Source organism: Mycobacterium sp. SMC-11 (assembly GCF_046250095.1).
Taxonomy (GTDB): domain Bacteria; phylum Actinomycetota; class Actinomycetes; order Mycobacteriales; family Mycobacteriaceae; genus Mycobacterium; species Mycobacterium heraklionense_A.
The window spans coordinates 878,399-901,484 of record NZ_CP176430.1 but is presented as its reverse complement, the minus strand read 5'-3'; the positions used below and the strand labels follow the sequence as shown (position 1 = coordinate 901,484).

General features: G+C 65.7%; 23 protein-coding genes and 1 tRNA gene. 10 read left to right on the top strand and 14 right to left on the bottom strand.

Annotated features, from left to right (window positions below; translation table 11 throughout):
- Nucleotides 1-2 precede the first annotated feature (2 nt).
- Together rpmG and rpmB are read right to left on the bottom strand one after the other, a co-directional pair.
- On the bottom strand, nucleotides 3-167 hold the full coding sequence (gene rpmG, locus ACKY0X_RS04330; RefSeq protein WP_067085159.1) for a 50S ribosomal protein L33: 165 nt from the start codon (nucleotides 165-167) through the stop codon (nucleotides 3-5).
- Complete coding sequence (gene rpmB, locus ACKY0X_RS04325; RefSeq protein WP_409428453.1) at nucleotides 167-403, bottom strand: 50S ribosomal protein L28; 237 nt, start codon at nucleotides 401-403, stop codon at nucleotides 167-169. Before rpmB ends, rpmG begins: the two co-directional genes overlap by 1 nt.
- 102 nt (nucleotides 404-505) lie before the next feature.
- On the opposite strand from rpmB, the gene mrf reads away from it, so the two are divergent.
- Together mrf and ACKY0X_RS04315 are read left to right on the top strand one after the other, a co-directional pair.
- On the top strand, nucleotides 506-1,696 hold the full coding sequence (gene mrf / locus ACKY0X_RS04320) for a ribosome hibernation factor-recruiting GTPase MRF (RefSeq protein WP_409428452.1): 1,191 nt from the start codon (nucleotides 506-508) through the stop codon (nucleotides 1,694-1,696).
- Nucleotides 1,693-1,947: a type B 50S ribosomal protein L31 gene (locus ACKY0X_RS04315; RefSeq protein WP_409428451.1), complete on the top strand. Its 255-nt coding sequence runs from the start codon at nucleotides 1,693-1,695 to the stop codon at nucleotides 1,945-1,947. Before mrf ends, ACKY0X_RS04315 begins: the two co-directional genes overlap by 4 nt.
- Nucleotides 1,948-2,033: 86 nt before the next feature.
- Here the strand turns inward: ACKY0X_RS04315 and ACKY0X_RS04310 are convergent, their stop codons facing one another.
- The gene (locus ACKY0X_RS04310; RefSeq protein WP_409428450.1) at nucleotides 2,034-2,420 is read right to left on the bottom strand and encodes a MauE/DoxX family redox-associated membrane protein; all 387 of its coding nucleotides are present in this window, start codon (nucleotides 2,418-2,420) and stop codon (nucleotides 2,034-2,036) included.
- A 32-nt stretch (nucleotides 2,421-2,452) separates the two neighbouring features.
- Complete coding sequence (locus ACKY0X_RS04305) at nucleotides 2,453-3,652, bottom strand: TetR/AcrR family transcriptional regulator (protein WP_409428449.1); 1,200 nt, start codon at nucleotides 3,650-3,652, stop codon at nucleotides 2,453-2,455.
- 129 nt (nucleotides 3,653-3,781) lie between these two features.
- On the opposite strand from ACKY0X_RS04305, the gene ACKY0X_RS04300 reads away from it, so the two are divergent.
- The 3 genes from ACKY0X_RS04300 to ACKY0X_RS04290 are packed head-to-tail and all read left to right on the top strand — an operon-like array spanning nucleotide 3,782 to nucleotide 7,481.
- Nucleotides 3,782-4,564: an enoyl-CoA hydratase gene (locus tag ACKY0X_RS04300; RefSeq protein ID WP_409428448.1), complete on the top strand. Its 783-nt coding sequence runs from the start codon at nucleotides 3,782-3,784 to the stop codon at nucleotides 4,562-4,564.
- Nucleotides 4,561-6,081: a fatty-acid--CoA ligase FadD5 gene (fadD5, locus tag ACKY0X_RS04295; protein WP_409428447.1), complete on the top strand. Its 1,521-nt coding sequence runs from the start codon at nucleotides 4,561-4,563 to the stop codon at nucleotides 6,079-6,081. Before ACKY0X_RS04300 ends, fadD5 begins: the two co-directional genes overlap by 4 nt.
- A gap of 38 nt (nucleotides 6,082-6,119) precedes the next feature.
- Complete coding sequence (locus tag ACKY0X_RS04290) at nucleotides 6,120-7,481, top strand: TIGR01777 family oxidoreductase (protein WP_409428446.1); 1,362 nt, start codon at nucleotides 6,120-6,122, stop codon at nucleotides 7,479-7,481.
- Between the two features lie 13 nt (nucleotides 7,482-7,494).
- Here ACKY0X_RS04290 and ACKY0X_RS04285 read toward each other — a convergent pair whose 3' ends face one another.
- From ACKY0X_RS04285 to ACKY0X_RS04265, 5 genes are read right to left on the bottom strand one after another with little or no spacing between them, the layout of a single operon-like run.
- On the bottom strand, nucleotides 7,495-9,174 hold the full coding sequence (locus tag ACKY0X_RS04285; protein ID WP_409428445.1) for a GMC oxidoreductase: 1,680 nt from the start codon (nucleotides 9,172-9,174) through the stop codon (nucleotides 7,495-7,497).
- A complete protein-coding gene (locus tag ACKY0X_RS04280; protein ID WP_409428444.1) occupies nucleotides 9,171-9,632 on the bottom strand; it encodes a hypothetical protein in 462 nt (153 codons plus the stop codon). The genes ACKY0X_RS04285 and ACKY0X_RS04280 overlap by 4 nt, the downstream gene beginning before the upstream one ends.
- A gap of 9 nt (nucleotides 9,633-9,641) precedes the next feature.
- Nucleotides 9,642-10,394, bottom strand: coding sequence for an SDR family oxidoreductase (locus ACKY0X_RS04275; protein WP_409428443.1), 753 nt, complete (start codon nucleotides 10,392-10,394; stop codon nucleotides 9,642-9,644).
- 27 nt (nucleotides 10,395-10,421) lie between these two features.
- On the bottom strand, nucleotides 10,422-11,468 hold the full coding sequence (locus ACKY0X_RS04270; protein ID WP_409428442.1) for a zinc-binding dehydrogenase: 1,047 nt from the start codon (nucleotides 11,466-11,468) through the stop codon (nucleotides 10,422-10,424).
- A gap of 52 nt (nucleotides 11,469-11,520) precedes the next feature.
- Nucleotides 11,521-12,390: an alpha/beta fold hydrolase gene (locus ACKY0X_RS04265; protein WP_409428441.1), complete on the bottom strand. Its 870-nt coding sequence runs from the start codon at nucleotides 12,388-12,390 to the stop codon at nucleotides 11,521-11,523.
- An 80-nt stretch (nucleotides 12,391-12,470) separates the two neighbouring features.
- On the opposite strand from ACKY0X_RS04265, the gene ACKY0X_RS04260 reads away from it, so the two are divergent.
- The 3 genes from ACKY0X_RS04260 (at nucleotide 12,471) to ACKY0X_RS04250 (ending at nucleotide 14,475) form a co-directional block, all read left to right on the top strand.
- Entirely contained in the window at nucleotides 12,471-12,995 is a 525-nt protein-coding gene (locus ACKY0X_RS04260; protein ID WP_409428440.1) for a CGNR zinc finger domain-containing protein, read from the top strand.
- A 103-nt stretch (nucleotides 12,996-13,098) separates the two neighbouring features.
- Nucleotides 13,099-13,174 (top strand) — tRNA-Arg (locus tag ACKY0X_RS04255).
- A 110-nt stretch (nucleotides 13,175-13,284) separates the two neighbouring features.
- Nucleotides 13,285-14,475: an IS481 family transposase gene (locus ACKY0X_RS04250; RefSeq protein WP_409428439.1), complete on the top strand. Its 1,191-nt coding sequence runs from the start codon at nucleotides 13,285-13,287 to the stop codon at nucleotides 14,473-14,475.
- A gap of 105 nt (nucleotides 14,476-14,580) precedes the next feature.
- Here ACKY0X_RS04250 and ACKY0X_RS04245 read toward each other — a convergent pair whose 3' ends face one another.
- Together ACKY0X_RS04245 and ACKY0X_RS04240 are read right to left on the bottom strand one after the other, a co-directional pair.
- Nucleotides 14,581-16,341: an alkaline phosphatase family protein gene (locus ACKY0X_RS04245; protein WP_409428438.1), complete on the bottom strand. Its 1,761-nt coding sequence runs from the start codon at nucleotides 16,339-16,341 to the stop codon at nucleotides 14,581-14,583.
- A 126-nt stretch (nucleotides 16,342-16,467) separates the two neighbouring features.
- Complete coding sequence (locus ACKY0X_RS04240; RefSeq protein WP_409429499.1) at nucleotides 16,468-18,450, bottom strand: hypothetical protein; 1,983 nt, start codon at nucleotides 18,448-18,450, stop codon at nucleotides 16,468-16,470.
- Nucleotides 18,451-18,771: 321 nt separating this feature from the next.
- Between ACKY0X_RS04240 and ACKY0X_RS04235 the strand changes: the two genes are divergently transcribed.
- Together ACKY0X_RS04235 and ACKY0X_RS04230 are read left to right on the top strand one after the other, a co-directional pair.
- The gene (locus tag ACKY0X_RS04235; protein WP_409429498.1) at nucleotides 18,772-19,779 is read left to right on the top strand and encodes a DUF1214 domain-containing protein; all 1,008 of its coding nucleotides are present in this window, start codon (nucleotides 18,772-18,774) and stop codon (nucleotides 19,777-19,779) included.
- Between the two features lie 44 nt (nucleotides 19,780-19,823).
- Nucleotides 19,824-20,642, top strand: a complete 819-nt coding sequence (locus ACKY0X_RS04230; RefSeq protein WP_409428437.1) for an LLM class F420-dependent oxidoreductase — start codon at nucleotides 19,824-19,826, stop codon at nucleotides 20,640-20,642.
- A gap of 35 nt (nucleotides 20,643-20,677) precedes the next feature.
- Here the strand turns inward: ACKY0X_RS04230 and ACKY0X_RS04225 are convergent, their stop codons facing one another.
- From ACKY0X_RS04225 to ACKY0X_RS04215, 3 genes are all read right to left on the bottom strand, one after another.
- Nucleotides 20,678-21,517, bottom strand: coding sequence for a hypothetical protein (locus tag ACKY0X_RS04225; protein WP_409428436.1), 840 nt, complete (start codon nucleotides 21,515-21,517; stop codon nucleotides 20,678-20,680).
- Nucleotides 21,514-22,575 (bottom strand): DNA adenine methylase, encoded by a 1,062-nt coding sequence (locus ACKY0X_RS04220; protein WP_409429497.1) that lies wholly within the window; start codon nucleotides 22,573-22,575, stop codon nucleotides 21,514-21,516. The genes ACKY0X_RS04225 and ACKY0X_RS04220 overlap by 4 nt, the downstream gene beginning before the upstream one ends.
- 86 nt (nucleotides 22,576-22,661) lie before the next feature.
- Entirely contained in the window at nucleotides 22,662-23,078 is a 417-nt protein-coding gene (locus ACKY0X_RS04215; RefSeq protein ID WP_409428435.1) for a hypothetical protein, read from the bottom strand.
- Nucleotides 23,079-23,086 lie beyond the last annotated feature (8 nt).

Here is a 23,086-nt window from a genome sequence, read left to right as displayed (position 1 = left end):
ACTCAGCGCTCCTCGCGAAAATCGACATGGCGACGGATGACGGGGTCGTACTTGCGCAGCACCAGGCGGTCGGGGTCGTTGCGCCGGTTCTTGCGGGTGACATAGGTGTAGCCGGTGCCCGCGGTGGAGCGCAGCTTGACGATGGGGCGGATATCGGTGCGCGCCATCAGATCCGCTGCCCTTCGCGTCGCAACCGGGCCACCACGGCCTCGATGCCGTCCCGGTCGATGACCTTGATGCCCTTCGCGCTGACCCGTAGCCGGATCCGACGGTCTTGCGAGGGCAGATAGTAGGTCCTGACTTGGATATTCGGTGACCAGCGGCGCCGGGTGCGGTGATGCGAGTGCGACACCGCGTTGCCGAATCCGGGCACCCGGCCAGTGACTTGGCAGCGTGCAGACAACAGAACCCTCCTCAACCTTATTGAAAATGATTGTCGACAAGCGATGCGCTGGAGGCTACCGTAGAGACGGCCTTAATGACAATGATTTTCAATAGGAGGGTGATGCGGACTCCGGTGATCCTGGTGGCCGGGCAGTACGGCACCGACGCAGCGACCAAAGCCCTGCAGGACAAGGCGGGCACCGTGACCGTCGCCTACGGCCTGGACGGTCATGTCGTGGTTCGCGAGACCACCAGCACGACCGCGCCCGCCACGACGTTAGCCCTTGAGTTGGCGCACGGCTGCGTGTCCTGCACGCTGCGTAACGACCTGCTGGTCCTGTTGCGACGACTGCACCGGCGCGCCGGCGTTGAGCGCATCGTCGTGGTGTTGCCCGATTGGCTGGAGCCGCAGCCCATCTGCTGGGCGATCCGCAACGTCCGGGTCCGCGTCGGACCGGGCTACATCGACGGCCCGGCCGGCCGCGATGTGAGCGTCGCCGCGGTCGTCACCTGTCTCGATGCCACGGCATGGCTGCCACAGGCGCTCGGCGACGACGAACTCGACGACGGCCGCACCGTCGCGCAGGTGGTGGTCGGCCAGGCCGAATCCGCCGACGCTCTGGTGGTTTACCACCCGGATCCGACCGCGCTGGCGGTACTGCGCCGGTTGGCGCCGCTGGCACGCATTACCGCCGGCACCGATCGTCTCGAACAGGCGCTGACCCATCTCGACGAGGGCGCTCGCCGCGGTCGCGGCGATGATCCGCACGCCCCTTTGCTGGCCGGCCAACCGCCGCTACGGGCCGAGGGCCCGGTCGAGCTGATCGAATTCCACGCCCGGCGGCCGTTTCACCCGCAGCGCCTGCACGCGGCCCTCGATGCCCTGCTCGACGGCGTGATCCGGGCACGTGGGCGGCTGTGGTTGGCCAACCGGGGCGAGCGAGCGATCTGGCTGGAGTCGGCGGGAGGTGGGTTGCATACCTCCGCGGTCGGCAAGTGGCTGGCCGCGATGACGGCCGAGGAGGCCGCCCGCGTGTCGGCCGAACGCCATGCGTTCGCCGATCTGATCTGGGACCACCGCTACGGCGATCGGCACACCTCGCTGGTGATCTTGGTCTGCGGCGCCCGCCCCGAGCAGATCCGCGAGACGCTGTCGGAAGCGCTGCTCACCGACGACGAGCTACGCAGACCGAACCGGTGGGCCGACTTCCCCGACCCGTTCGGCGACCACCACCAGGAGCCGTGCGACGAATCACCCACGGCCACCGCAGACATCTCCCTGTACCGCACCCGAGACGGAGACCAACGATGAAACCCGGCATCCACCCCGACTACCACCCCGTCGTCTACCAGGACGCCACCACCGGGGAGACGATCCTGACCCGCTCCACCGTGACCAGCGACCGCACCATCGAGTGGCCCACCCCGACGGGAACTCGCAGCTACCCGCTGGTGATCGTGGAGATCAGCGCTGCGTCGCACCCGTTTTGGACCGGAAACAGCCGGATCGTCGACTCCGCCGGTCAGGTCGAGAAATTCCGCCGCCGCTACGGACAGCGGTAGACCTGAACTGCCAGAACGTCACTGGCAGCCAGCACCGCATCACGCCGCTCGGCGGCATCGGGTCGATCGAGCTCGCGCGCCTCGGACTAACCGGCGCGCCACACCCGCAGTGCCGCGACGATCATCGGAATCTGCAGCGGCAGGCGGGCGATCGCCCCCGCTCTCAACCAGGGCTTGGCCCAGAACAACCGGACCGAGTGGATATTCGCCGGGTACACCGCAATGAACAGGGCGGCCGCGGCCAGCCCGGCCCGACGGCGGGTGCGCGGGAACAACAGCAGGGCACCGATGACCAGCTCGGCGACTCCTGAGGCGTACGTGTACACCCGGGCGCTGCCCGGCAACTCCGGCGGAACGATCGCGTCGAACGGTTGGGGGAACACGAAGTGTCCCGCCCCGGCACCCAGCAGCAGCCCGGCCAGCCCTCGCGCAGCGGTGACAGCGCTTCGCTGTCCCGACGGTGCGGCAGTCATCGTTCGATCGTAGCCAGCGCGGTCGACCGCGGTCACCGGATGCCGCTGCCGAACAGCACCGCCGCCATCAAGGCATGGATCCGGGACCGCTGTTCGTCTCGATCATCGAAGTTAACCAGGCGTCCTATATCGACGACTAGAGCAAGCGCGGCGTGGACACGGAACACCGCTTCGGTGTCGGCTGCGCCGACCTGGCTCACCAGATGCGCCCATTCGTCGACGTTCTGCCGCTGCAGACCGCGCAGCTCGACCCGGTCAGGCTCGGGCAGGTTGGCGAACTCGGCGAAGTAGATGTTGATCAGCTCGGGCGCGGCAAATGCCAGTGCGGTATAGCGCTCGGCGATGCGCAGGGCCGCCTGCCGCGGACTGGTCGACTCGGCCAGGGAATCGGTGATGGCCATGAGCACGCGGGCGCTGGCCCGATGGAAAGCAACCGCCAGCAAGGCGGCCTTACTCGGGTAGTAGCGGTAGGCACTGGAGCCGTTCAGGCCGGCGGCGGTGGCGATCTCTTCGATGCTGACTTCGTAGAAGCCGCGCTGGCCGAACATACGGATGGCCTCGGCGAGCAGCCGTTCCCGTTTGGACGTGCTGGGCAGGCCCCGCCCCGGACGTCGCTGCGCGGGGCCCGACGGCGCCGGCGGCAGCTCGACGGTGAGCACCGCCCAGCACAGCTCGCCGAGCAGGTCCGCAAGTGCGGCGGCCGGCAGCCGGGTTCGGTGCGCGGAGATGCTGCCGATGACGCTCAGGGCCGCGGCGGCCAGGATCGCGGTGTCGGCCTCGGGAAGCTCCGGGCGAAGCACCGCCAGTGGTTCGGCGATCGTGGCGTTGAGCGCGTCGTAGCCGGCGCGGATGTCCTTGCGGTCCGGTAACTGCAGGTAGCGCCGTTCCCACCGGTAGAACGCGCCCTCGCGGCGCGTCCCGATCGTGGTCTCGATCAGCGCGGCGGTGATCGCGCGCAACCGCTCCGCCGCCGGACGGCTCGGATCGTCGGCGGATTGCGCCGCGGTGACCAGTACCCCGGCCGTGTACTGGGCGGTCGCGACCAGCAGTGCGTACTTGTTGGCGAAGTGCCGATACAGCGCAGGGCCGGAGATACCGACCTCTGCGGCGATCTCGTCGACCCCGACCGCGTGGTAACCGCGATCGCTGAACGCACGGGCTGCGGCGCGAACGATCTGCGCCTTGCGGTCCTTGGGGCGGCGCTGCACCGCAGTCGGCGATCCCGCCGCCATGGCCGCAACCATTTTCACCCCCGTGTTGACTGTTGGACTCGCCACCCATACGTTAACCACAATTTACGTTTTCATCCACGGAGGAAGTTTCGTGTTGCAATCCCGGTTCATCGAAGGGCGGGTCTGACCGTGTCCGAGAACGCCAGCTCCGCCAAACTCACCGCGACCCGCGACGGTCGGGTGCTGCGGGTGACGATCACCAACCCCGCCCGGCTCAACGCGATCGACTACGCCACCATGGCGGGCCTCGGTGACGTCATCGCCGGCGCGGCCGACGACCCCGGCGTGCGGGCCATCGTCATCACCGGCGAAGGCAAAGCTTTCTGCACCGGCGCCGACCTGTCGGCCACGGCCGGTGGCGTCAGCCCCGAGGAGGTCATGGACTGCGCCTCCCGGCTGGTCACCTCGGTCGCCCAGACTCCGGTGCCGGTGATCGCACGGATCAACGGGCCGGCCGCCGGCGTCGGCGTAGGTCTGGCGCTGGCCGCGGATCTGATCTACGCCGCCGAGAACGCCTACTTCCTGCTGTCATTCACCAACATCGGCCTGATGCCCGACGGCGGTACCACCGCTCTGGTCGCGGCCGCCGCCGGACGGGCCGTGGCCAACGAGATGGCACTGCTCGGTGAGCGCCTGTCGGCGACCGCCGCCCGCGATGCCGGCCTGATCAACGCGGTGCTCGGCGAGGCGGAGCTGGACGCCCGGGTCAACGAGGCCGCCGAGAAACTGGCCCACGGACCGCGTCGCGCCATCGAATTGACCAAACGCGCGCTCAACGCCACCAACCTCGCATCGTTGGACGCCGCCCTGGCTCGCGAGAAAGCCGGCCAGGTGGAGCTGCTGGGCTCCCCCGACTTCTTCGAAGGCGCCACCGCGATGCTGCAGAAGCGGAAGGCGGTGTTCGGCGAATGATTGCTCAACCACTGCGGTCTCGCCGCAACCACTGGATGAATCAGGTGGCAACCCACGCCGAAATGCGCCCCGACGCCGTTGCCTTCCGCTGTCGTGGCAACGACACCACCTGGCAGCAGCTGCACGATCGCTCCGAGCGCCTGGCCGGGGCACTGTTCCGGCGCGGCATCTCCTTCGGCGACCGTGTGCTGATCGTGATGCTCAACCACACCGAATACATCGAGGCGACCTTGGCGATCAACGCCCTGGGCGCCATCGCCGTACCGGTCAACTTCCGGCTCACCGACCCCGAGATCAGCTACATCGTCTCCGACAGTGGCGCCAAGGCTGTCATTACCGATCAACTGCTCGCACCGCTGATCGAGGCAGTCCGCAAGAACACCCCCGGACTCGATGTCGCCGTGGTTCTCGGCGATGACTACGAATCGCTGATCGCCGAGCCCGGCGACCCGCACCCCGGCGCCGACGTCCCCGAAGACACCCCGGCGCTGATCATGTACACCTCGGGAACCACCGGAAGTCCCAAGGGCGCCATCCTGTCCCACTCGAACCTGCTGGCCCAGTCGCTGACTTGCATCCAGGCGCTGCAGATCAGCCCGGACAGCGTGTACTTCTGCGCCGCACCGATGTTCCACATCGCCGGCCTGGGCAGCATCGCCCCAAACCTGATGCTGGGCACCAAGACGGTGATCCACCCGCTCGGTGCGTTCAACGCCACCGACACCCTCGACGCCTGGGAGAGCGAGCGCGCCACCTCGGTGTTCCTGGTGCCGGCGCAGTGGCAGGTCATTTGTGCCGATCCGACTGTGCCGCAACGAGACCTGGCGCTCGAAGTGATCAGCTGGGGGGCGGCCCCGGCGTCCGACACCGTGCTGCGGGCCATGGCGGAGACCTTCCCGGACGCACTCAACGTCGCGGTGTTCGGCCAGACCGAGATGTCACCCATCACCTGCGTGCTCCAGGGCAAGGACGCGATCCGCAAACTCGGCTCGGTGGGAAAGGTGATCCCGACCATCTCGGCGCGGGTCGTCGACGAGAACATGAACGACGTGGTGCCCGGCGAGATCGGCGAGATCGTCTACCGCGGGCCGACCATGATGCAGGGCTACTGGAACAAACCCGAAGCGACCGCCGAGGCGTTCGCCGGCGACTGGTTCCACTCCGGCGATCTGGTCCGCGTCGACGACGAGGGTTTCGTCTATGTCGTCGATCGCAAGAAGGACATGATCATCTCCGGCGGCGAGAACATCTACTGCGCCGAGGTGGAGAACGTCCTGTTCGAGCACCCACTTATCCAGGAGGCCGCCGTGATCGGGCGTGCCCACGACAAATGGGGCGAGGTCCCGGTGGCAATTATCGCCACAGAGGCGTCACTAACGCTGGAGGACCTCGAGCCCTTCCTTAACGAGCGCCTGGCCCGCTACAAGCACCCGAAGCAGTTGGTGCTGGTCGACGCCTTGCCCCGCAATGCCAGTGGCAAGGTGGTCAAGCCGCAGCTGCGCAAGCAGTACGGCTAACGCGGCCGCGGGCTGCTCGATCCGGGTAGCGTCGGGACATGGGTCTGGTCTATTCCAGCGAGATCGAGGCACCGCGTGATGAGGTCTTCGCCTGGCATGCCCGGCCGGGAGCCTTCACCCGCTTGAGCCCGCCGTGGCAGGCGATGCGCTTGCGACGCGAAGCAGAATCGCTGCGCGACGGCACCGCCGAGCTGGCCCTGCCCGGCGGGCTGCGTTGGGTGGCCGAACACCAGCCCAACGGCTATGACCCGCCCCGGCAATTCGCCGACGAACTCGGCAGCCGCGGTCTGGCGTCGCTACCGGCGAGGTTGGTGATGAAGTGGCAGCACATCCACGAGTTCGACGAGCTCGGTGACGGCCGGACGCTGATGACCGACCGGGTCGACACCACGGTTCCGGGAGCGCTGCTACGGCCGATGTTCGTCTATCGGCATCGCCAGCTCGCCGATGACCTCGCGGCACACCAGCGCGCCAAAGCCCATGGCCTACAGCCACTTACGGTGGCAGTCAGCGGCGCATCCGGGCTGGTGGGTTCGGCGCTGACGGCGTTCTTGAGCACCGGGGGCCATCGGGTGATCCGGCTGGTGCGGCGCACCGCAGCCAATCCGGGCGAGCGGCAGTGGAATCCCGACGATCCGGATCGTGATCTGTTGGCCGGCGTCGATGCGGTGATTCATCTGGCCGGCGCGTCGATCGCGGGACGCTTTACCGCCGAGCATCGCCGGGTGATCCGCGACAGCCGAATCGGCCCGACGCGCAAACTCGCCGAGCTGGTCGCCGCCACGGCCGCCGGGCCTAGCGCCCTGATCTGCGCCTCGGCAGTCGGCTATTACGGCTACGACCGCGGCGACGATGTTCTCACCGAAGACAGCCCACGAGGCGACGGCTATCTGGCCGATGTCGTCGCCGACTGGGAGGACGCCCTGGCGCCGGCCGAGCAGTGCGGGGCGCGCGTCGTTCGTGTTCGCACCGGCATTGTGCAGTCGCCGCGCGGCGGGACGCTGCGTCTGATGCGGCCACTGTTCGCCGCGGGCCTGGGTGGACGGTTGGGCAGCGGCCGGCAGTGGCTGCCCTGGATCGGGATCGACGACTTGATCGACATCTATCACCGAGCCCTGTGGGACACCGGATTTTCCGGACCGGTGAACGCCGTCGCTCCGCATCCGGTACGAAACAGCGACTACACCAAGACACTGGGACGCGTGCTGCGCCGGCCCACCATTCTTCCCGTGCCGGACCTGGGGCCGCGCCTGCTGCTCGGCGCCCAGGGTGCACAGGAACTTGCCTGCGCGAGCCAGCGCGTGCTGCCGGCGCGCCTGGGCGAGGCCGGACACCGGTTCCGTGCCCCCGAACTCGAGCCGCTGCTTCGGCATCTGTTGGGGCGTGCGGAGAAAGAGTAAGTGTCGATACCCCTCAGGCCGGTGACAGCGGCAACCGCAGCGCACCGGGGGAACCGTCCGGAACCGTCGGGTGGCGCGGTGCCACCGCCACGATGCGCCGATACGGCTGGCCCAGCGCCGGGCGGGGATCGGGCTCACCGTTGTTGGGCCACAACGCCATCGCCCGTTCGGCTTGCGCGGTGATGGTGAACGACGGGTTCACGCCCAGGTTGGCGGTGATCGCCGACCCGTCGACCACGTGGACGCCGGGGTGCCCATAGGCGCGCTGATAGGGGTCGATGACCCCGGTATCCGCGGATTCACCGATCGGACAGCCGCCGATGAAGTGCGCCGTCAACGGAATATTGAGCGCGTCGAGGTAGGTGCCGCCCGCTATTCCGCCGACCTTTTCGGCCATCCGTCGTGCCACGTCGTGGGCGGTCGGGATCCAATCCGGATTGGGTTCGCCCACACCTTGTTTCGCGGTCATGCGGGTGCCGAACACGCCACGCTTGCGGTAGGTGGTCAGCGAGTTGTCCAGCGACTGCATCACCAGCACGATGATCGAATGCGACGAGGCGTTGCGCGGGAACATGCTGTGCAGCAGCATCGCCGGGTGGCGGGCGATGGTCAGCATCAGCCGGGCGAATCGCCACGGTCCGCCATCGATCAGATGGGTGCCCATCATCGACAGCAGGTTGGAGCCCTTGCCGTAACGGCACACCTCGACATGGGTGTTGGCTTCCGGGTGGATCGATGAGGTGATCGCCACGCCTTGGGCGAAGTCGTCACGATCGGGTGTGAACACCACCGGCACCTCTTCGGAATTGGTGCGGGTCAGTTCACCCAGACGCGGCGAGAGATGCGGCAGTGATCCGGTGTCGCGCAGCTTGTGCAGCAGCCGCTGGGTGCCCAGCGAGGCCGCGGCGAACACCACCTGACCGGCGGTGAAATCTCGCTTGCGCTTGCGCACCCACCGGCCGGTGCGCACCGTGCTGACCACATAGCCGCCATCACCGTCGGGCCGCACATCGGTGACCATCGTCATCGGATGGATCTGGGCGCCGGCATGCTCAGCCAGATACAGGTAGTTGGTCTCGGTGGTGTTCTTCGCGTTGTGCGGGCAACCGGTGAAGCACTGCGCGCAGCCGATGCAGCCTGTGCGGTCGGGGCCTGCCCCGCCAAAGAACGGATCCGGCACGGTCTTGCCGGGTTCGTCGCCGAAGAAGACCCCGACGTTGGTGGGGTGGTAGGTGTCCTCGACCCCCAAGTCGCGGGCCACCGCCAGCAACACCTCATCGGCCGGGGTGGTGTGCGGGGTGGGCGTCACCCCGAGCATCCGGCGGGCCTGTTCGTAATACGGTGCCAGCTCAGACTTCCAGTCGGTGATGTGCGCCCACTGCGGGTCATGAAAGAACCGTTCCAACGGCTCGTAGAGGGTGTTGCCGTAGATCAACGATCCGCCGCCGACGCCGACGGCGCTGGCGATGAACGTCTTGCCCAGCACCGTCAGCCGTTGTGGGCCGAAGCAACCCAGTTTCGGTGCCCACATCGCCTTGCGCACGTGCCAGTTGTTGGGTGGGAAATCGGTGGGCGCCCAGCGGCGCCCCATGTCCAATACCCCGACGCGATAACCCTTCTCGGTCAGCCGCAGCGCCGCTACGCTGCCGCCGAATCCCGAACCGATCACCACAACGTCGTAGTCATATGTCATGCGTGGTCCTCGGTGGCGGGGATGCGTGCGGGGATGAGCAGGATCAGCGACAACGCCAGCAGCAGGCTGAGGCTGACGACGTTGAGGACCGCATCACGCGGGCCGTACATGTGCAGCATGCCGACGTGGTAGATCAGGTGCAGCACATTGAAGATCGACCAGCTGACCCCCGTGATAACGACGACGGGCCGGTTGCGCAGGTAGTACAGCGCCAGGGCGCTGAGTACCGCGAGCCCGGAGAACAGGGAGCCGACGTCTTTCACGAAATGCTCGTTGTACGGGCCGAGCACCGGCAACCAGTGCATGCCCATGCCGGGGAATGTGCTGTACCAGTTCAGCGGGGCGAAGTATGCCCACACTCCGAGGCTGAGGCCCACGATCGTCAGCAGGAGCAGGCATATGCGATGCACGATGAGGTTCATGCTCGGTAGACGGCGCGGCGGGCGCGTTTGTGACATCCGCTTTCCTTACCTGTTGTCCGGTGTGAGCGCGGCCAGCCACTCGGCATAGGTCTGGTGGCCGCGGGGTCCGGGCTGGGTCGGCAGCAGCGCGCCGTTGGCCATGCCCTTTCCGGCCGCCCCCGGGATCCGCAGTCCAATGACCGGCCGGTGCTGCCCGCGCCGTCGGATCAGCTGCCGAACCATGTCGACGACCGATTCCACACGGGGGCCGGCGAGTTCGGGCGCCATCTGCTGGGGTTCGCCGGTGACGAGGCCGCACAGGTGCGCGGCGACTTCGCTGACCGCGATGGGCTGCGACTGCATTTTCGGCACCAGGGCGATCGGCCCGGGCACCTGCGCCAGGACTTGGTCGGCGAACTCGTGAAACTGGGCGGCCCGCAGGATCGTCCACGGGACGGCGCCGGCCTTCACCACTTCCTCTTGCCGCAGCTTGCCTTGGTAGTAGCCGCTGGTTGCTCGGTCGATGCCGATGATCGAGAGGGCGACGTGGTGGCGAACTCCGTTGCGCTGCGCGGCGGCCAGCAGATTGGTGGTGGCTGCGCCGAAACAGGCCTGTGCCTTCTTGGCGTTCATGGTCGCGAAGTCGACGACATCGATGATGGCTTCGACACCGTCGAGCGCGGCGTCGATTCCGGTGTTTTCCAGGAGGTCGACCCCGCGGGCGCGGGCGAGAATCACCGGGTGGTGGCCCTGGCTGTGGAGATGCTCGACCACCTTGCGTCCGGTCTTGCCGGTACCGCCGGCAACCGCGATCTTCATGGGTGCATCCTTCTACTTGCCTGGATGTCAGTCGACCAATACCACCATTTTGCCTCCGGCTTCCCCGACTTCCATGACGCGATGCGCTTCGCGGATCTCATCAAAAGCGAAGACGTGGGAGGGTGCGGCTTGCAGGCGACCATGGCGCACCTTGTCGGCGATGTCCTGTAGCGGTACATCCGCTAACGCAAAGCCGGGCGTGCCGAACACGAAGCTTCCGAAGAAGCTGAGGTTGACTCCGCTGGCCATCTGCAGCAATGGGTTGAAGTCAGCGATCGGATCCAGTCCTCCGAGCCAGCCGGCCAAGCACGCCGTACCGCCCCGGCGCAGCATGTTCAGGGAGTCCAGGATCGTGCTGTTGCCGACCAGGTCGAGGACGGCGTCGATGTGCTTGGCCTTCGCGATGTGTGCACTCAGATCGGGGATCTCGAGTTCGGCACGTTTGACGCCGAGGGCGGCTAGCAGGCCAAACCGGTCCCGTCTGCGGGTGGTGGCGATCACCCGAGCACCGGCCTCCACGGCCAGCTTTACCGCCGCCTGACCGAAAGACGATGTCGCCCCGCGGATCACGACGGTCTGTCCGGCAGTCAGGTCGAGGTTGCGGAACAGACAGGTCCATGCGGTGGCGTAGGTTTCCGGCAGCGCGGCCAGCTGATCCCACGGCAGCTCCGCCTCTATCAGCGCGACGTTCTCGGCGCGCACCCGAGTGAATTGGGCGTAGCTGCCGTTGATGGTGCGACCGAGCCCGCCCATCAACGCCGCGACTTTGGCACCGATCGGGAATTCACCTCCCGGGCAGGCGTCGACGATGCCGACGCATTCGATACCACTGACTTCGGCGGCCTCGGCCCACTCGCCGCGACGCATGTGCATTTCGGCGTGATTGATGCCGAATCCCTTGACCCTGATCACGACCTCACCCTGTTTCGGCAGCGGCTTGGGGATGTCGGTGTAGGTCAAGACGTCGAGGTCGCCGAACCCGTCGAGAATGATGGCCCGCATGGTCGGGCCGCCTGCGGCTTCTCGCACCGCCGCGGGCGCAGTGGGGAGAGCCGGCGTCTTGGTTGTAGTCATGTCATCTCCTGGTGAATATTGCTGGTGTGGTGGGTTTCTCGAGTTCTTCTTGTCACTGACCGGCCCGACTCAAGAAGTCCTTGATCAACTCGGCGACTTCGTCGGCGGCGGTCTCCAGTAAGAAGTGGCCGCCGTCGAGTAGATGAATTTCGGGGTTGCGCGCGTCCCTGGCGAACGCCCGAGCCCCCTCCAGGCCGAAGATCGGGTCGTCTCGTCCCCAAACGGCCAGCACTGGAACTCCGCTGGTGCGCAGGTAGTCGTGCAATGCCGGATACATCGGCGGGTTGGTGGCGTAGTCGCGGAACAGTTTGAGCTGGATCTCGTCATTGCCCGGGCGGGCCAGTAGCGCCGCATCCAAGGTCCAGGTGTCCGGGCTGACCAAGGACTCATCCGGTGCGCCGGTCAGGTACTGCCATTTGATCGACTCGACATCCAGCGCTGTGCGGATGGCCGCCTCGGTCGCCGCGGTCTGCTCATGCTGGTAGGCCCAGACGGTCCTCCAGAAGTCCTCGACGAAGCCCTCGTCGTAGCCGTTGCCGTTCTGCGTGATGATCGCGCTGATGGATTCTGGCCGGCTCAGCGCCAGCCGCCAGCCGATCGGCGCTCCGTAGTCCTGGACGTAGATCGCGTAGCGCACCAGCCCGAGGTGATCCAACAGCCCCTGGGTGAGTTCCGCGAGGTTGTCGAAGGTGTAGTCGAATTCGGTGATCAACGGCATGTCCGAATAGCCGAAGCCCAGGTAGTCCGGGGCGATCACGTGGTAGTCGTCCGCCAGGCGGCCGATCAGATCCCGGAACATGTACGAACTCGTCGGAAAGCCGTGCAGCAGAACGATCGCGGGCGCGCCGGCGCTTCCCGCCTCTCGGTAGAACAAGCGTCGCCCGCCGACCGTGGCGTACCGGTGCTCGGTGGAAGAAACCATTGCTAACCCCTTAAATAGATTTTGATAGTTAGGAGTCAAGCACTCATGGTGTAACCTGTCAATAGCTTTTTGGAGGTTATGTGGAAATTGTTGCGGCTGGGCCCGTCGATGAGGCCCTGCTCCTGGACCTGCTCAACAGCACTCCGGTCATCGATGGCGTGCCACACGATGAGTTCGACGATCAGTCCAGCGCGCAGGCCTGGCTGACCGCGCACGGCATCGCGCTCACCGGGGGGCAGCTTCAGGAACTCCGTGAGGTCCGGGACGCGTTGCAGGCGGTGGTGCGTGGCGAGCTGGCACCGCAGACCTTGCAGCCATTCCTCCACGGCGTTGCGCTATCGCCCGTCATGTCTGACGACGGCATCGCCTGGACCTTGTCCGCGCGCGAGAACTCCGAAGCCGTCGCGCGCGTAATACTCGCGTGGGACGGCCTACGGATCTCCAGTCCCGGCCGGCTGCGCCCCTGCGCCAACTCCGAATGCCAGCTGTTCCTGATCGATCGCAGCAAGCCCAACACTGCCCGGTGGTGCTCGATGGCCATCTGCGGCAACCGCATGAAAGCGCGCCGGCACTACCAGCGGAGCAAAACCACGGCCACCGAGTGACCTCCGGAGGCACGAAAGTCGCGAGCCCAATACCTACAAACGCCCGCTCGCCGACTACCATGAGCTGTCCCTATGGGTTCCAGCGCCTACATGGCTAGGCCCCGCCCCCGTAGCTCAGGGGATAGAGCACGGCTCTCCTAAAGCCGGTGTCGCAGGTTCGAATCCTGCCGGGGGCACCAAAGTCGTGTATGGCTTCGGGTGATGCTTGACGTTTCGGTGTCGGGTGTTGCTTGACGGTGTTTCGGGTGATGCTTGACAGCGGCTTCGGTTGATCCTTGACACTCCCTAGATGAGGGAGTTGAGCGTGGTCGAGCAGCGGTATCAGGCCGTGTTGGCGGTGATCAGTGATGGTTTGTCGGTGTGTCAGGTGGCCAGCAAGGTCGGGGTGTCACGGCAGACGTTGCATGCGTGGTTGGCCCGCTATGAGGCCGAGGGGTTAGAGGGGTTGGCGGACCGGTCGCATCGGCCGGTGTCGTGTCCGCATCAGATGCCGGCGTCGGTGGAGGCGGTGGTGCTGGAGTTGCGGCGCTCGCGCCCGTATTGGGGGCCGCGGCGGCTGGTGTTCGAACTGGCCAAACGTGACGTGTCTCCGCTGCCCTCGGCGTCGGCGGTGTATCGGGCGTTGCTGCGGGCCGGGTTGATCGACCCGACGTTGCGGGATCGGCGTTCGCGTAAGTGGAAACGCTGGGAACGCGGGGCGCCGATGGAGCTGTGGCAGATGGATGTCGTGGGTGGCTTCCCGCTGGCCGATGGCACCAGCGCCAAAGCGCTGACCGGGATCGACGATCACTCACGGATGTGTGTCTGTGCCCGGTTGATGGTCCGCGAGCGCACCGGTGCGGTCTGCGAGGCACTGCGTGATGCGTTGGCGACCTACGGGGCTCCCGAGCAGATCTTGACCGACAACGGCAAGGTCTTCACCGGGCGGTTTAACCATCCGCCGGTGGAGGTGCTCTTCGACGCGATCTGCCGCGAACGCGGCATCGAGCACTTGCTGACGCAGCCGCGATCGCCGACTACCACCGGCAAGATAGAGCGGTTTCACCGCAGTTTGCGAGCTGAGTTCCTCAGCAATGCAGCGCCTTTCCCCACGTTGAAGGCGGCCCAGCGGGCGTTGGATGCATGGGTGGCCCAATACAACACTGTTCGTCCGCATCAGTCGTTGAAGATGGCCACCCCGGCCGAACGCTTCATCACCGGCGCGCGTGGTGTCCGTCCCAGCGCGACGGCGACGGTCTCCAGCAACGACCGCACCGGGGATGACTGGGTGTCGCGGACGGTGACCACCAACGGGGTGGTGTGCGTGTCCTGGCAGCAGGTCAGCGTGGGTCGGCACTACGCCGGAGCCCGCTGCGATGTCCATGTCGACGGACAGCTGCTGCGGTTCTGGATCGGAGACCAACTCGTCAAAACCGCCGCCCGCACCAGCACCGGCAAGGTACGAAACAAACGGGCCTTGCGCACCAGCGCACAGGCCTAAACCACAACACAAGAGTGTCAACGATCAACCGACACAGATCCGTCAACCATCAACCGACACTAAACAGGGGCACCAAAGTCGTGTATGGCTTCGGGTGAATTCCGGCTACTTCCAGAACGCGTTCATGGGTGTGGCGTAGGTGTCGTTGTCGGTGAGCGGGGCCAGCCCCAAGGCCTGTTCGACGGTGGCCATCAGGCTGTACTCGTTGTAATAGGCGTCGGTGGTGAAGTTGCCGGATTGCATCCCGCCGTACGTCACGGCGCCCCCGCTCGGGATGACGATCATGGGAACGTTGTTGCCCTGGTTACCGAAGCCCAGTGAGAGGTTGTTGTTGTCCTCGTCCGTGACGATGATGATCGCGTCCTTCTCGTTCGGGTCGGTCCACGTCTTCGAGCTCTCGATGGTGGAGACCTCCTGCTGGACGAACTGGTCGGCGGCCGCGACGTTGTACTGATGGTCACCAAGCTGAGTGGCGATGAACTGGAGAACGCCACTGAGCGTGTCGACCGGGCCTTCCCCGTTGTTGTCCTCGTTGGCGGCGATCCAGGTGAATCCGGGGAACTTGCTCGGGTCAGCGAGGTCGGTGGACAGCTGCGTCAGCGGAAGCAGGTGGTCCTGCAAGTAGTCAGGGGTGTTGCCGTAGACGTAACCGAATTGGGCGAATGGCAGTTCGTCGGCGGAGTAGTCACCGGATGACACGAGGTCACCGGCGCTCGGCATGCTCTGCGCGTAGCCGGCCCACGAGATGCCCGCCAGATCCATTTCCTGCATGAGGTTCGGTGCGTCAATGGAGTTCAAGGCGGAGTTGTAGTCGATGCCGAAATCCGATCCCCCCAGGATCCGGAAGTAGTTGGGGTCGCTGGGGTGGCCCAGCGCGTAGTAGTTGTCGTCATATCCGTAGGTGTTGATCAGGCTGTTCATGTACGGCGCGTTGGGACTGCCGACGATGTCGGCGGCACCCTTGTTCTCCATGTAGATGACGAACACGTGGTCCAGTTGGCCGACGTCGGATGCCGGCGCCACCAGCGGCGCGGCGGTAAGGCTGGGGTCGCCGACGGTGAACGACTCGTTGTCGGCGTAGGCGCCGTTGTAGTTGCCGAGGTACTGGTTTTCGTCGGTGAAGGTCGTGGTCACCTTGGCGGAGACGGCGCCTTCAGGGACAGTCCCGGTGATCTCACGTTGCTCAAACCCGGTGAAACCCCAGCGATCCCATACCGTGACGGGGTTGAGCGAGCCAGTGCCCACCACGTTGCCGTGGGCGTCGAGGAAGCTGACCTGCACTGAGGCATACGACGGGTTCCATGTTTGGCCACCGAGATCCGCACTGAGCGCATACGGCGTTCCGGCCGCACCGGTGAGGTCGACCGTTTGGCTGACGGTGGACGTGCCCACCGGTCCGCCGCCGGCGAAGTTGTCACCGGCGCCCGGTGGCGCGGTCTGCGGAAAACCGAACAATCCCGACACCGTCGGCAACGGAAACGACACCGGGGACGGATAACCGACCGGGGTGCCGTAGGCGATCACGGTCGGGGTGCCGGACTCGGTCCAGCCCGGGATGGTCACCCCGCTGTAGCCCGACCCGGACGGATCGGCCGTCTCAAAACTGGGGTTCACCAACAGGTTCTGGCTCATCGCCTGTGCGTCGGCGCTGGCGGCGCCGACCGGATCAAGGCTGCCCAGCCAGCTGACGAGTTCGCTGTCCACCTGCGGACCCAACACCGTGCTGACCGAGCCCATCTCCAGGAAACTCGTCATCGCATTGAGAACCTGGTCGATGAGCATGTCGAAGTCGTCGGCATGGGCGTCGGGCGCAGACGCCAACTGCCCCAGCCCCAGCGCCACAAACGCGCTGGCCGCGCCCGTCATCCCCATCCTCAGACGCCGAAGAGCCATGGCTCTGACAGTCCTCAGGCATCGCTAGGCCGTCAAGAAGCTCCAGCTAATACATTTCAGAGCCACAGCAAGTCGACAGACTCGCACACCGGTGTGGGATCAGCCGAACAGATCCGCCAGGCTGAAGCTCGGGGTGTTGGCGATCAGGTCGGACATGTTGGCCCACTGCTGGGCCGCCTGGGCACTGAGTTCGGTCGGCCAGTCGTCGTTGCCGCTCAGGATCACCGTCGCGAAGTCGTCGCGAGCGTTGAGCAGCCCGGCCAAGATGCTGGTGTTCGGGTTGAACAGCGCGTCGTCGATGGCCGTGATGAACATCTGCGGCATCAGCACCGACATGGCGGTCTGGGCCAGCGCCAACGTGATCGGCAGAGTGATGTCGCTGGTCAGCACCGGCAGGGCGTTCCACACCGAGGTCAGACTCTCCATCGGGTGGTCCATGATGCTGCGCATGACGGCATCCCAGTCCGGGCTCAGCGCGTCGGTGAACCGCAGCTCGATCGGAGTGGAGGGCTGGCTGCCGAACACCAACTCAAAGTTATCGCGGCCCATCAGCGCCGACAGCGCGTTGAGCTCCAGATGCTGCAGCACCCAGGCGGGCTGGGCGTGGATCCGGGACACGTCCATGCCGTAGTCATACGACATCACCCGCCGGAGCATGTCGGCGGCGAACTCCTCCGGGCTGACGGTCGGGGTGTCGCTGGGCAGGTACTGGGCGATGTCGCCGACCGGCACCACCTGCGCCGTCACCCCCAGGCCGATCGCGGCGTCCCGATCGTCGACGTTCTCGAAGCGCGCGAAGATCTCACCCGTGGCGAGTCCGCCAGTGTCGAGCCAGTTGGCCACGCCCGGATTCGTCGCGCTGATGACGTAGTAGGTGTAGCCGTCGTCGGAATGGAAGGTGGTGGTGTGGTTGAGGGTGGTCTGGGCCATGACGTAGGGCAGCGCACCGCCGTAGACGTTCATCAGCTCGATGCCGCTGTAGGCCGCCTCCACGTTCGGCACCTTCAGGATCAGCGCCTCACCGGAATCCAGATCCCAGTTGCCGCCGGTGACGACCGCAGACTCCAGACCGACTCCGTAGCTGGTCTCCGGTGCCAGCGTCATCATCGTGTTGGGGGGCACCTCCATACCCACCGATGCCCCACCTTCGATGCTGCGCTGGTTGAAGGGCACGACGATCTGGGCGAAGGCGTTGAACAGCATGTTCAACACGTCGTCGACGGAGCCGATCTTGGCCGGCTCGGTCGGCACGTCGGTTCCACCACCTTCGGTGGGGAAGAATCCGCCGGCCGGGATGGAGAAGAACGGCGGGCAGTCGGCCACGCACTGCAGGCTGATGGTGGCCGGACCCTTGGCCCAGTCGCCCGTCATATCGCGGATCAGCAGGGACGCGGCGCCGCCGACGGTGGCGTCGGTGGAGTCCAAGAAGTTGACCGCACCCGCTGGCGCTTCCGGCCCGATGTAGATGGTGAAGTTGCCCTTGTCGTCGACAACCAGACCGTGGTTGAGTTCCAGGTCCTCGATGGTGTGGGCCGTGGCGCCGGTGACGGCCATGGTGCTGATCGACATGTGCTCGGTTGCCCCGCCGAGGGTTCCGGTGAGCACGTAGGTCGCACCGGGAGCCAGCCCCGCGGTGACGTGGTAGTTGATGTCGGGGGTGAAGTAGTCGAAATATTGGCGCGAGTCGGCGACGTTCCCCGCGACCACTTCGGGCGATTGGAAGAACACTCCGTTGAACAGCTCGGTGACCCGCGACAATCCGGTGGTGATCAGCTGGTAGTTGGTGTTGCGCAGCATCGTCATCAGCGTGTCCGCGTCGCCGGGCGAGGCATAGGGAAGTGACAGGTCGTAGGCCTGTGCCTGCTTCATGGCGTCGAGCAAGGCGTCGAGGGCCTGCTGATACCCCGCGGTCAACGTCACCGCAGGTGCGGCGCTACCGGCCGTACCCAACGGGGTGCCCAGCACCATCGACAGCGCGCCGCCGACCGCCACTGCCGCGGTCCCCAATCGCCGTGCGCGACCCGAGGAGCGGAGCCAGGACGAAACCCGCGACGGGCGTCGCGCTTCGGTGTTACCGGTCATGTCCACGGCCACTACTCTCCCGATCTCGTTAACCATTTTCTCTTTTTACTCACGGCTGATTTTTATTGGGACCATACGGCCGGACTGGAAGAGGTGCAATAGTCGTCGCGCAGTTTGAGGCGATCGTGTCGCCAAACCCGTTGCCGACATCAACCGGTATCGACCGGTAGGTTGCGCTGCATGTCCATGCGATGGCTTTCTGCGTTCGGCGCGGTGACGACGGCATTGGTCCTGGGCGGATGCGGGCTGACGGTGACGAAGACCGGCACCGACCCGGTGGCGAACCTGGCCCCCCGCAGCACCCCCAACGGCATGGTGTTGGTGTCGCCGGACAATTTCGTGCGGGCCGTCACCGACCAGGAATTCACCAACATCGTCAACGAGAACGGCTTCGGCCGTTTCTTCCACATGCGCGACGTCACCCCGGTTGACAGGCAACTGGTGGTGCGCTCCAACCGGGACACCTTGTACTCGGCTGCGGTGTTCGACCTGCAGGCCAGTCCGGTCACCCTGACACTGCCCGATCCCGGTCAGCGATACATGTCGGCGCAGGTGATCAACCAGGACGAATACGTCACGGACATGTTCTACGGCGGCGGCGAGCACACCCTGGACCAGCAACATGTCGGAACCCGCTATGTGGCCGTCGCCATTCGTATCCTGGCCGATCCCAACGATCCGGCCGACCTGGCCGCAGCACACCGCCTGCAGGACGCGATCACCGCGCAACAAGACGACACCGGCAGCTTCGACGTGCCCCGCTGGGACCCAGTCAGCCAGAAGAAGGTCACCGACGCGTTGTTGGAGCTGGCCCAGACCATCCCCGACACCCGGGGCATGTTCGGCACCGAGGCCGACACGGACCCGGTACGGCATCTGATCGGGGCGGCCGCGGCGTGGGGCGGCAACTCCGAGAAGGAGGCGCTGTATCTCACCGTCACCCCGGCCCGCAACGACGGCAACACGGTGTACCGCCTGACCGTCAAAGACGTTCCGGTGAAAGCGTTCTGGTCGGTCACCGTCTACAACAAGAACGGTTACTTCACCGAGAACCCGCAACAGGCGTACTCGGTCAACAACATCACTGCGGACAAAGCGGCAGACGGATCGGTGACCGTGCAATTCGGGGGTTGCTCGGACGACAACACAGCCAATTGCCTGCCCACCACACCGGGATGGAACTACATGGTCCGGCTCTACCAACCCGACAAGGACATCTTGTCGGGCAAGTGGGTCTTCCCTGCAGCGCAACCAGAAGAGTCGGCGAGCGGCGAGACCCGGTCTCCGGCACCCAGCCCAGCGCCCGCGCCGTCGCGGCCGGCACGCTGACCGCAGGGGCCCGCACTCGGCAAAGCCGGTTGAGGAGGTAGTTGGTGGAAAAGCAGTTTCGCTTCGGCGTGGGCCTGAACCCGATCCGGTCGGCGACCGAACTCGCCGAGACCGCGCGGCGGCTGGAGGGCTTCGGCTTCGACGTCCTGCACGTGCCCGACCATCTTGGCGCCCCGGCACCCTTCCCGGTCCTGGTCGCCGCTGCCGCGGCCACCTCGACGATCCGGGTGGGCACCTACGTGCTCAACGCCGGCTTCTACAAGCCGGCGCTGCTGACCCGCGACATCGCCGACACCGACGTACTCTCGGGCGGGCGACTGGAGGTGGGTCTGGGTGCGGGCTACGTGCGCGCGGAGTTCGAGGCCGCCGAGCTGCCCTTTCCCAGCGCCGGTCGCCGCGTCGAATACCTCGAGCACGTGACGAAATACGTAGCGACACACCAGCCGCGCGTGCCCATCCTGATCGCCGGCAGCGGTGACCGGCTACTGACCACGGCAGCGCGCCACGCCGACATCATCGGATTGACCGGGTCGCGGGTGGACGGCGCCGACGATTCGCTGGCCGAGCGAATCGACTTCGTCCGCGCGGCCGCCGGCAACCGGTTCGATGCCCTCGAACTGAACCTGGCCATCACCGCAGTGCCGACCGACGGCTCCGGGACACCCAACCTGTCGCTGACCCGCCGGTTCGCGCCGACACTGTCGGATGAGGAACTGCTGGCCTCACCCGCGGTGCTGTCCGGATCGGTTGACGAGATGGCCGACACGCTGCGCGAACGCCGCCACCGCTACGGGATCAGCTACTTCACCGTTCAGCAGCAACACGCCGAGGCCTTCGCGGAGGTCATCGCCGCGCTGCGGTGACCAGCGCCCACTGACCGTGCACGAGAGTGATTTGGTTACAAGAACTTTCGCAGCCGGGCAGCATCCTCGATATCGCTGCGGAACTTGTCGAGCGTGCTCAACGTATACATGCCGTCGATCGCCCGATCGTCCCAGAGCTGATGGATCTTCCGCAGGTCCGAGACGCGATTCTTCCAGCCGATCCCGTCAATCACTGCGATCACAAACTGCCGTGGCGAGCGAACCTCTGCCATCTCCTCGATTTCCCGCACCGCGTCGGTGAGCTTGCTCCCCGTCGAGTCGTAGCCCTTTGCTGCGACCACGATCTCTGCGGCACTGCCGTTAGGGATGACCAGGTCACACGGAGCGGTACGCCCGCTGCGCCCTACGAAACGCGTGCGCGTCTCATAAGGCAGGCCGAGTCCCTTGACGACGGCTTCGATCTCGTCTTCTACGTGACGGCCCTGCTGTCCGGCAGCTGCAGCCGCGGCCCGAGTACCTGCACGCGCTATGAGTACATCCGCGGCCCCGTACTGCGCGTGTAGTTGCGCAATCGTCTGCGGCACCAGAAAGTACGCATCGTCGAGCCAGTCGATCAGCTCCGAAGCTCGGGTGCGGGCAAGCCGCACCCACCCCGAGGTATCAAACTCATGTTTGAGCGCATTCTTGAGCTTCTCCTGGCCAAGGCCGGTAAAGAGTGCCAGCACTGGTACGTCGTGGGGGTTGGCGGTCACCCACGCGGTGAGCGACGCGCGATCGATCGTTGGCAGGGCAGCCAGCGACACGACCGCGCGACGGATAGCGTCGGTCTCGGGCGTAGCGGCGAGCGGATCGATGTGCGCGCTCAAACGGCCGAGCGCACCGAGATAGTCAGGGAACGGAACGGCGTCGCTCATGCATTGGTTCCGACAAACAGGTACTCGGACACGTCGCGGCGGGTGGCCGCCGAGTGCGTTCCGAAGCTGTACTTGTGGTCGACGGCGATTTTCCGTACGTCAGTCTTCACCTTGCCGAGCAAGTCGACGATCCGGCTGGCATCGGGAAGCGCGTTCGAGGAGTAGGACAGCACGATCGCGCCCGCATCCTCGAACCGCTCAAAGGTCCGCAGCAGCGCGTCCTCGATCGTGCGCTTGTAGGCAAACGGGGTGAATCGCTTGGCTATCTTCTTGGTCTTTGTCTCTTCCATGATCGTGACATCGCGCCAGTAGACGCTTAGCCCTTCGAGGAAGTGATACCGCTTCATGTAGTCGGCGTCGTCACGCGGCGGCGCGTAGGGCGGGTCCAGATACACCAGGTCCGGGGTCTCGACGTCCAAGTCGAAGATATCGCCGGTCGCCGTGCGGCTCTTGCTCCCGTTCCTGAATACGACGGCGTTGTACTCCGCGGCAGCACGACGAAAATGCTCCCGCAGTGTCATGCGGAGATCGCGGCGGCCGTCAGCGTATTTGGTGGAGTCGGTGAAGGTGAACACCCCGCGAGGTTGGCGTCGAGCAGCGGAGAGCACCAGCGCGGAGATCGCGATGTCTCGCTTGAATCCGGTCAGCTGATCGATGTGCGACCACGCCGAATCGAGGAACGCACGATCCTCCGGGGTGTAGTAGAGCCCGTCGAACTTGGTCTGGATGAAGTCACGGTCATCGGCAGCCGGTCCGCAGATCAGGTCAATGTCCGCAGCGGTGAGTCGCACAGACGAGTTAGCAACAGTCGCGCGGGTGATCATGCCGGGGAACGCGAGAAAATCGTTGCTCGTCACCGAGAACCCTTGTGCCTTTAACAGGTACGAGACCACCCCAGAGCCGGAGAACGCATCTAGGGCCGTTTCGCCGCCAAGATCGGCAAACAACCGCTCCAGGTGCGGCAGCAGTTGGTATTTCGAGCCCATGTAGCGCAGCCGAGGAAACCTTTGGGCCCGTTCAAGAACCTCGGCCGTCGTTACCGACCTCGACTGCGTCATGACGTCACCATGACACAGCATTACGACAGTCCCCGGCAGGCCCGGCACGTGTCCGGCTCACGAACACGCCGAGGCCTTCGGCGAGGTCATCGCCGCACTGTGGTGACCAGCGCCCACACCGAAAAGGCCAGCGCACCCACTACGGCGACGGCGCCGATGTAAAGGCCGTAGCCGGCGGTTATCGGCGCCGCGACGTTCAACCGGTAGTACCAGATGCCCAGGGCAGCGATGAGCGCAGAGTCCAGCACCGCGATGACCGCGGCCAGCCGGCTGAAGAGTTCCCGGGCCACCATCGCGCCGGCCACCAGCAGAACGGAGGCGAGCAGCACGATCAGCTGGCCGACACCAAATCGGGGCGGCAGCGCGATGGCACCGGCGCTGCCGCCGATCGCACTGGCATGCCCGCCGCCGCTGGCCGACGTGGTCAGCCACGGCAGCCATGCGCTGACCGACAGCAGGGCCGCGCACAGCGCAATCAGCCAACCGGGACGCGAGCGAGTCATGTTGTGAC

What these genes read in the sequence shown, in the direction of transcription:
- ACKY0X_RS04250 (WP_409428439.1), top strand. Translation starts at nt 13,285, where the DNA reads ATGAGGGAGTTGAGCGTGGTCGAGCAGCGGTATCAGGCCGTGTTGGCG.
- ACKY0X_RS04225 (WP_409428436.1), bottom strand. Translation starts at nt 21,517, where the DNA reads ATGAGCGACGCCGTTCCGTTCCCTGACTATCTCGGTGCGCTCGGCCGT.
- ACKY0X_RS04305 (WP_409428449.1), bottom strand. Translation starts at nt 3,652, where the DNA reads ATGGCGGCGGGATCGCCGACTGCGGTGCAGCGCCGCCCCAAGGACCGC.
- ACKY0X_RS04240 (WP_409429499.1), bottom strand. Translation starts at nt 18,450, where the DNA reads ATGACCGGTAACACCGAAGCGCGACGCCCGTCGCGGGTTTCGTCCTGG.
- ACKY0X_RS04215 (WP_409428435.1), bottom strand. Translation starts at nt 23,078, where the DNA reads ATGACTCGCTCGCGTCCCGGTTGGCTGATTGCGCTGTGCGCGGCCCTG.
- ACKY0X_RS04290 (WP_409428446.1), top strand. Translation starts at nt 6,120, where the DNA reads ATGGGTCTGGTCTATTCCAGCGAGATCGAGGCACCGCGTGATGAGGTC.
- rpmG (WP_067085159.1), bottom strand. Translation starts at nt 167, where the DNA reads ATGGCGCGCACCGATATCCGCCCCATCGTCAAGCTGCGCTCCACCGCG.
- ACKY0X_RS04310 (WP_409428450.1), bottom strand. Translation starts at nt 2,420, where the DNA reads ATGACTGCCGCACCGTCGGGACAGCGAAGCGCTGTCACCGCTGCGCGA.
- ACKY0X_RS04275 (WP_409428443.1), bottom strand. Translation starts at nt 10,394, where the DNA reads ATGAAGATCGCGGTTGCCGGCGGTACCGGCAAGACCGGACGCAAGGTG.
- ACKY0X_RS04280 (WP_409428444.1), bottom strand. Translation starts at nt 9,632, where the DNA reads ATGTCACAAACGCGCCCGCCGCGCCGTCTACCGAGCATGAACCTCATC.
- ACKY0X_RS04285 (WP_409428445.1), bottom strand. Translation starts at nt 9,174, where the DNA reads ATGACATATGACTACGACGTTGTGGTGATCGGTTCGGGATTCGGCGGC.
- ACKY0X_RS04315 (WP_409428451.1), top strand. Translation starts at nt 1,693, where the DNA reads ATGAAACCCGGCATCCACCCCGACTACCACCCCGTCGTCTACCAGGAC.
- ACKY0X_RS04265 (WP_409428441.1), bottom strand. Translation starts at nt 12,390, where the DNA reads ATGGTTTCTTCCACCGAGCACCGGTACGCCACGGTCGGCGGGCGACGC.
- ACKY0X_RS04220 (WP_409429497.1), bottom strand. Translation starts at nt 22,575, where the DNA reads ATGACGCAGTCGAGGTCGGTAACGACGGCCGAGGTTCTTGAACGGGCC.
- ACKY0X_RS04270 (WP_409428442.1), bottom strand. Translation starts at nt 11,468, where the DNA reads ATGACTACAACCAAGACGCCGGCTCTCCCCACTGCGCCCGCGGCGGTG.
- fadD5 (WP_409428447.1), top strand. Translation starts at nt 4,561, where the DNA reads ATGATTGCTCAACCACTGCGGTCTCGCCGCAACCACTGGATGAATCAG.
- mrf (WP_409428452.1), top strand. Translation starts at nt 506, where the DNA reads ATGCGGACTCCGGTGATCCTGGTGGCCGGGCAGTACGGCACCGACGCA.
- ACKY0X_RS04245 (WP_409428438.1), bottom strand. Translation starts at nt 16,341, where the DNA reads ATGACGGGCGCGGCCAGCGCGTTTGTGGCGCTGGGGCTGGGGCAGTTG.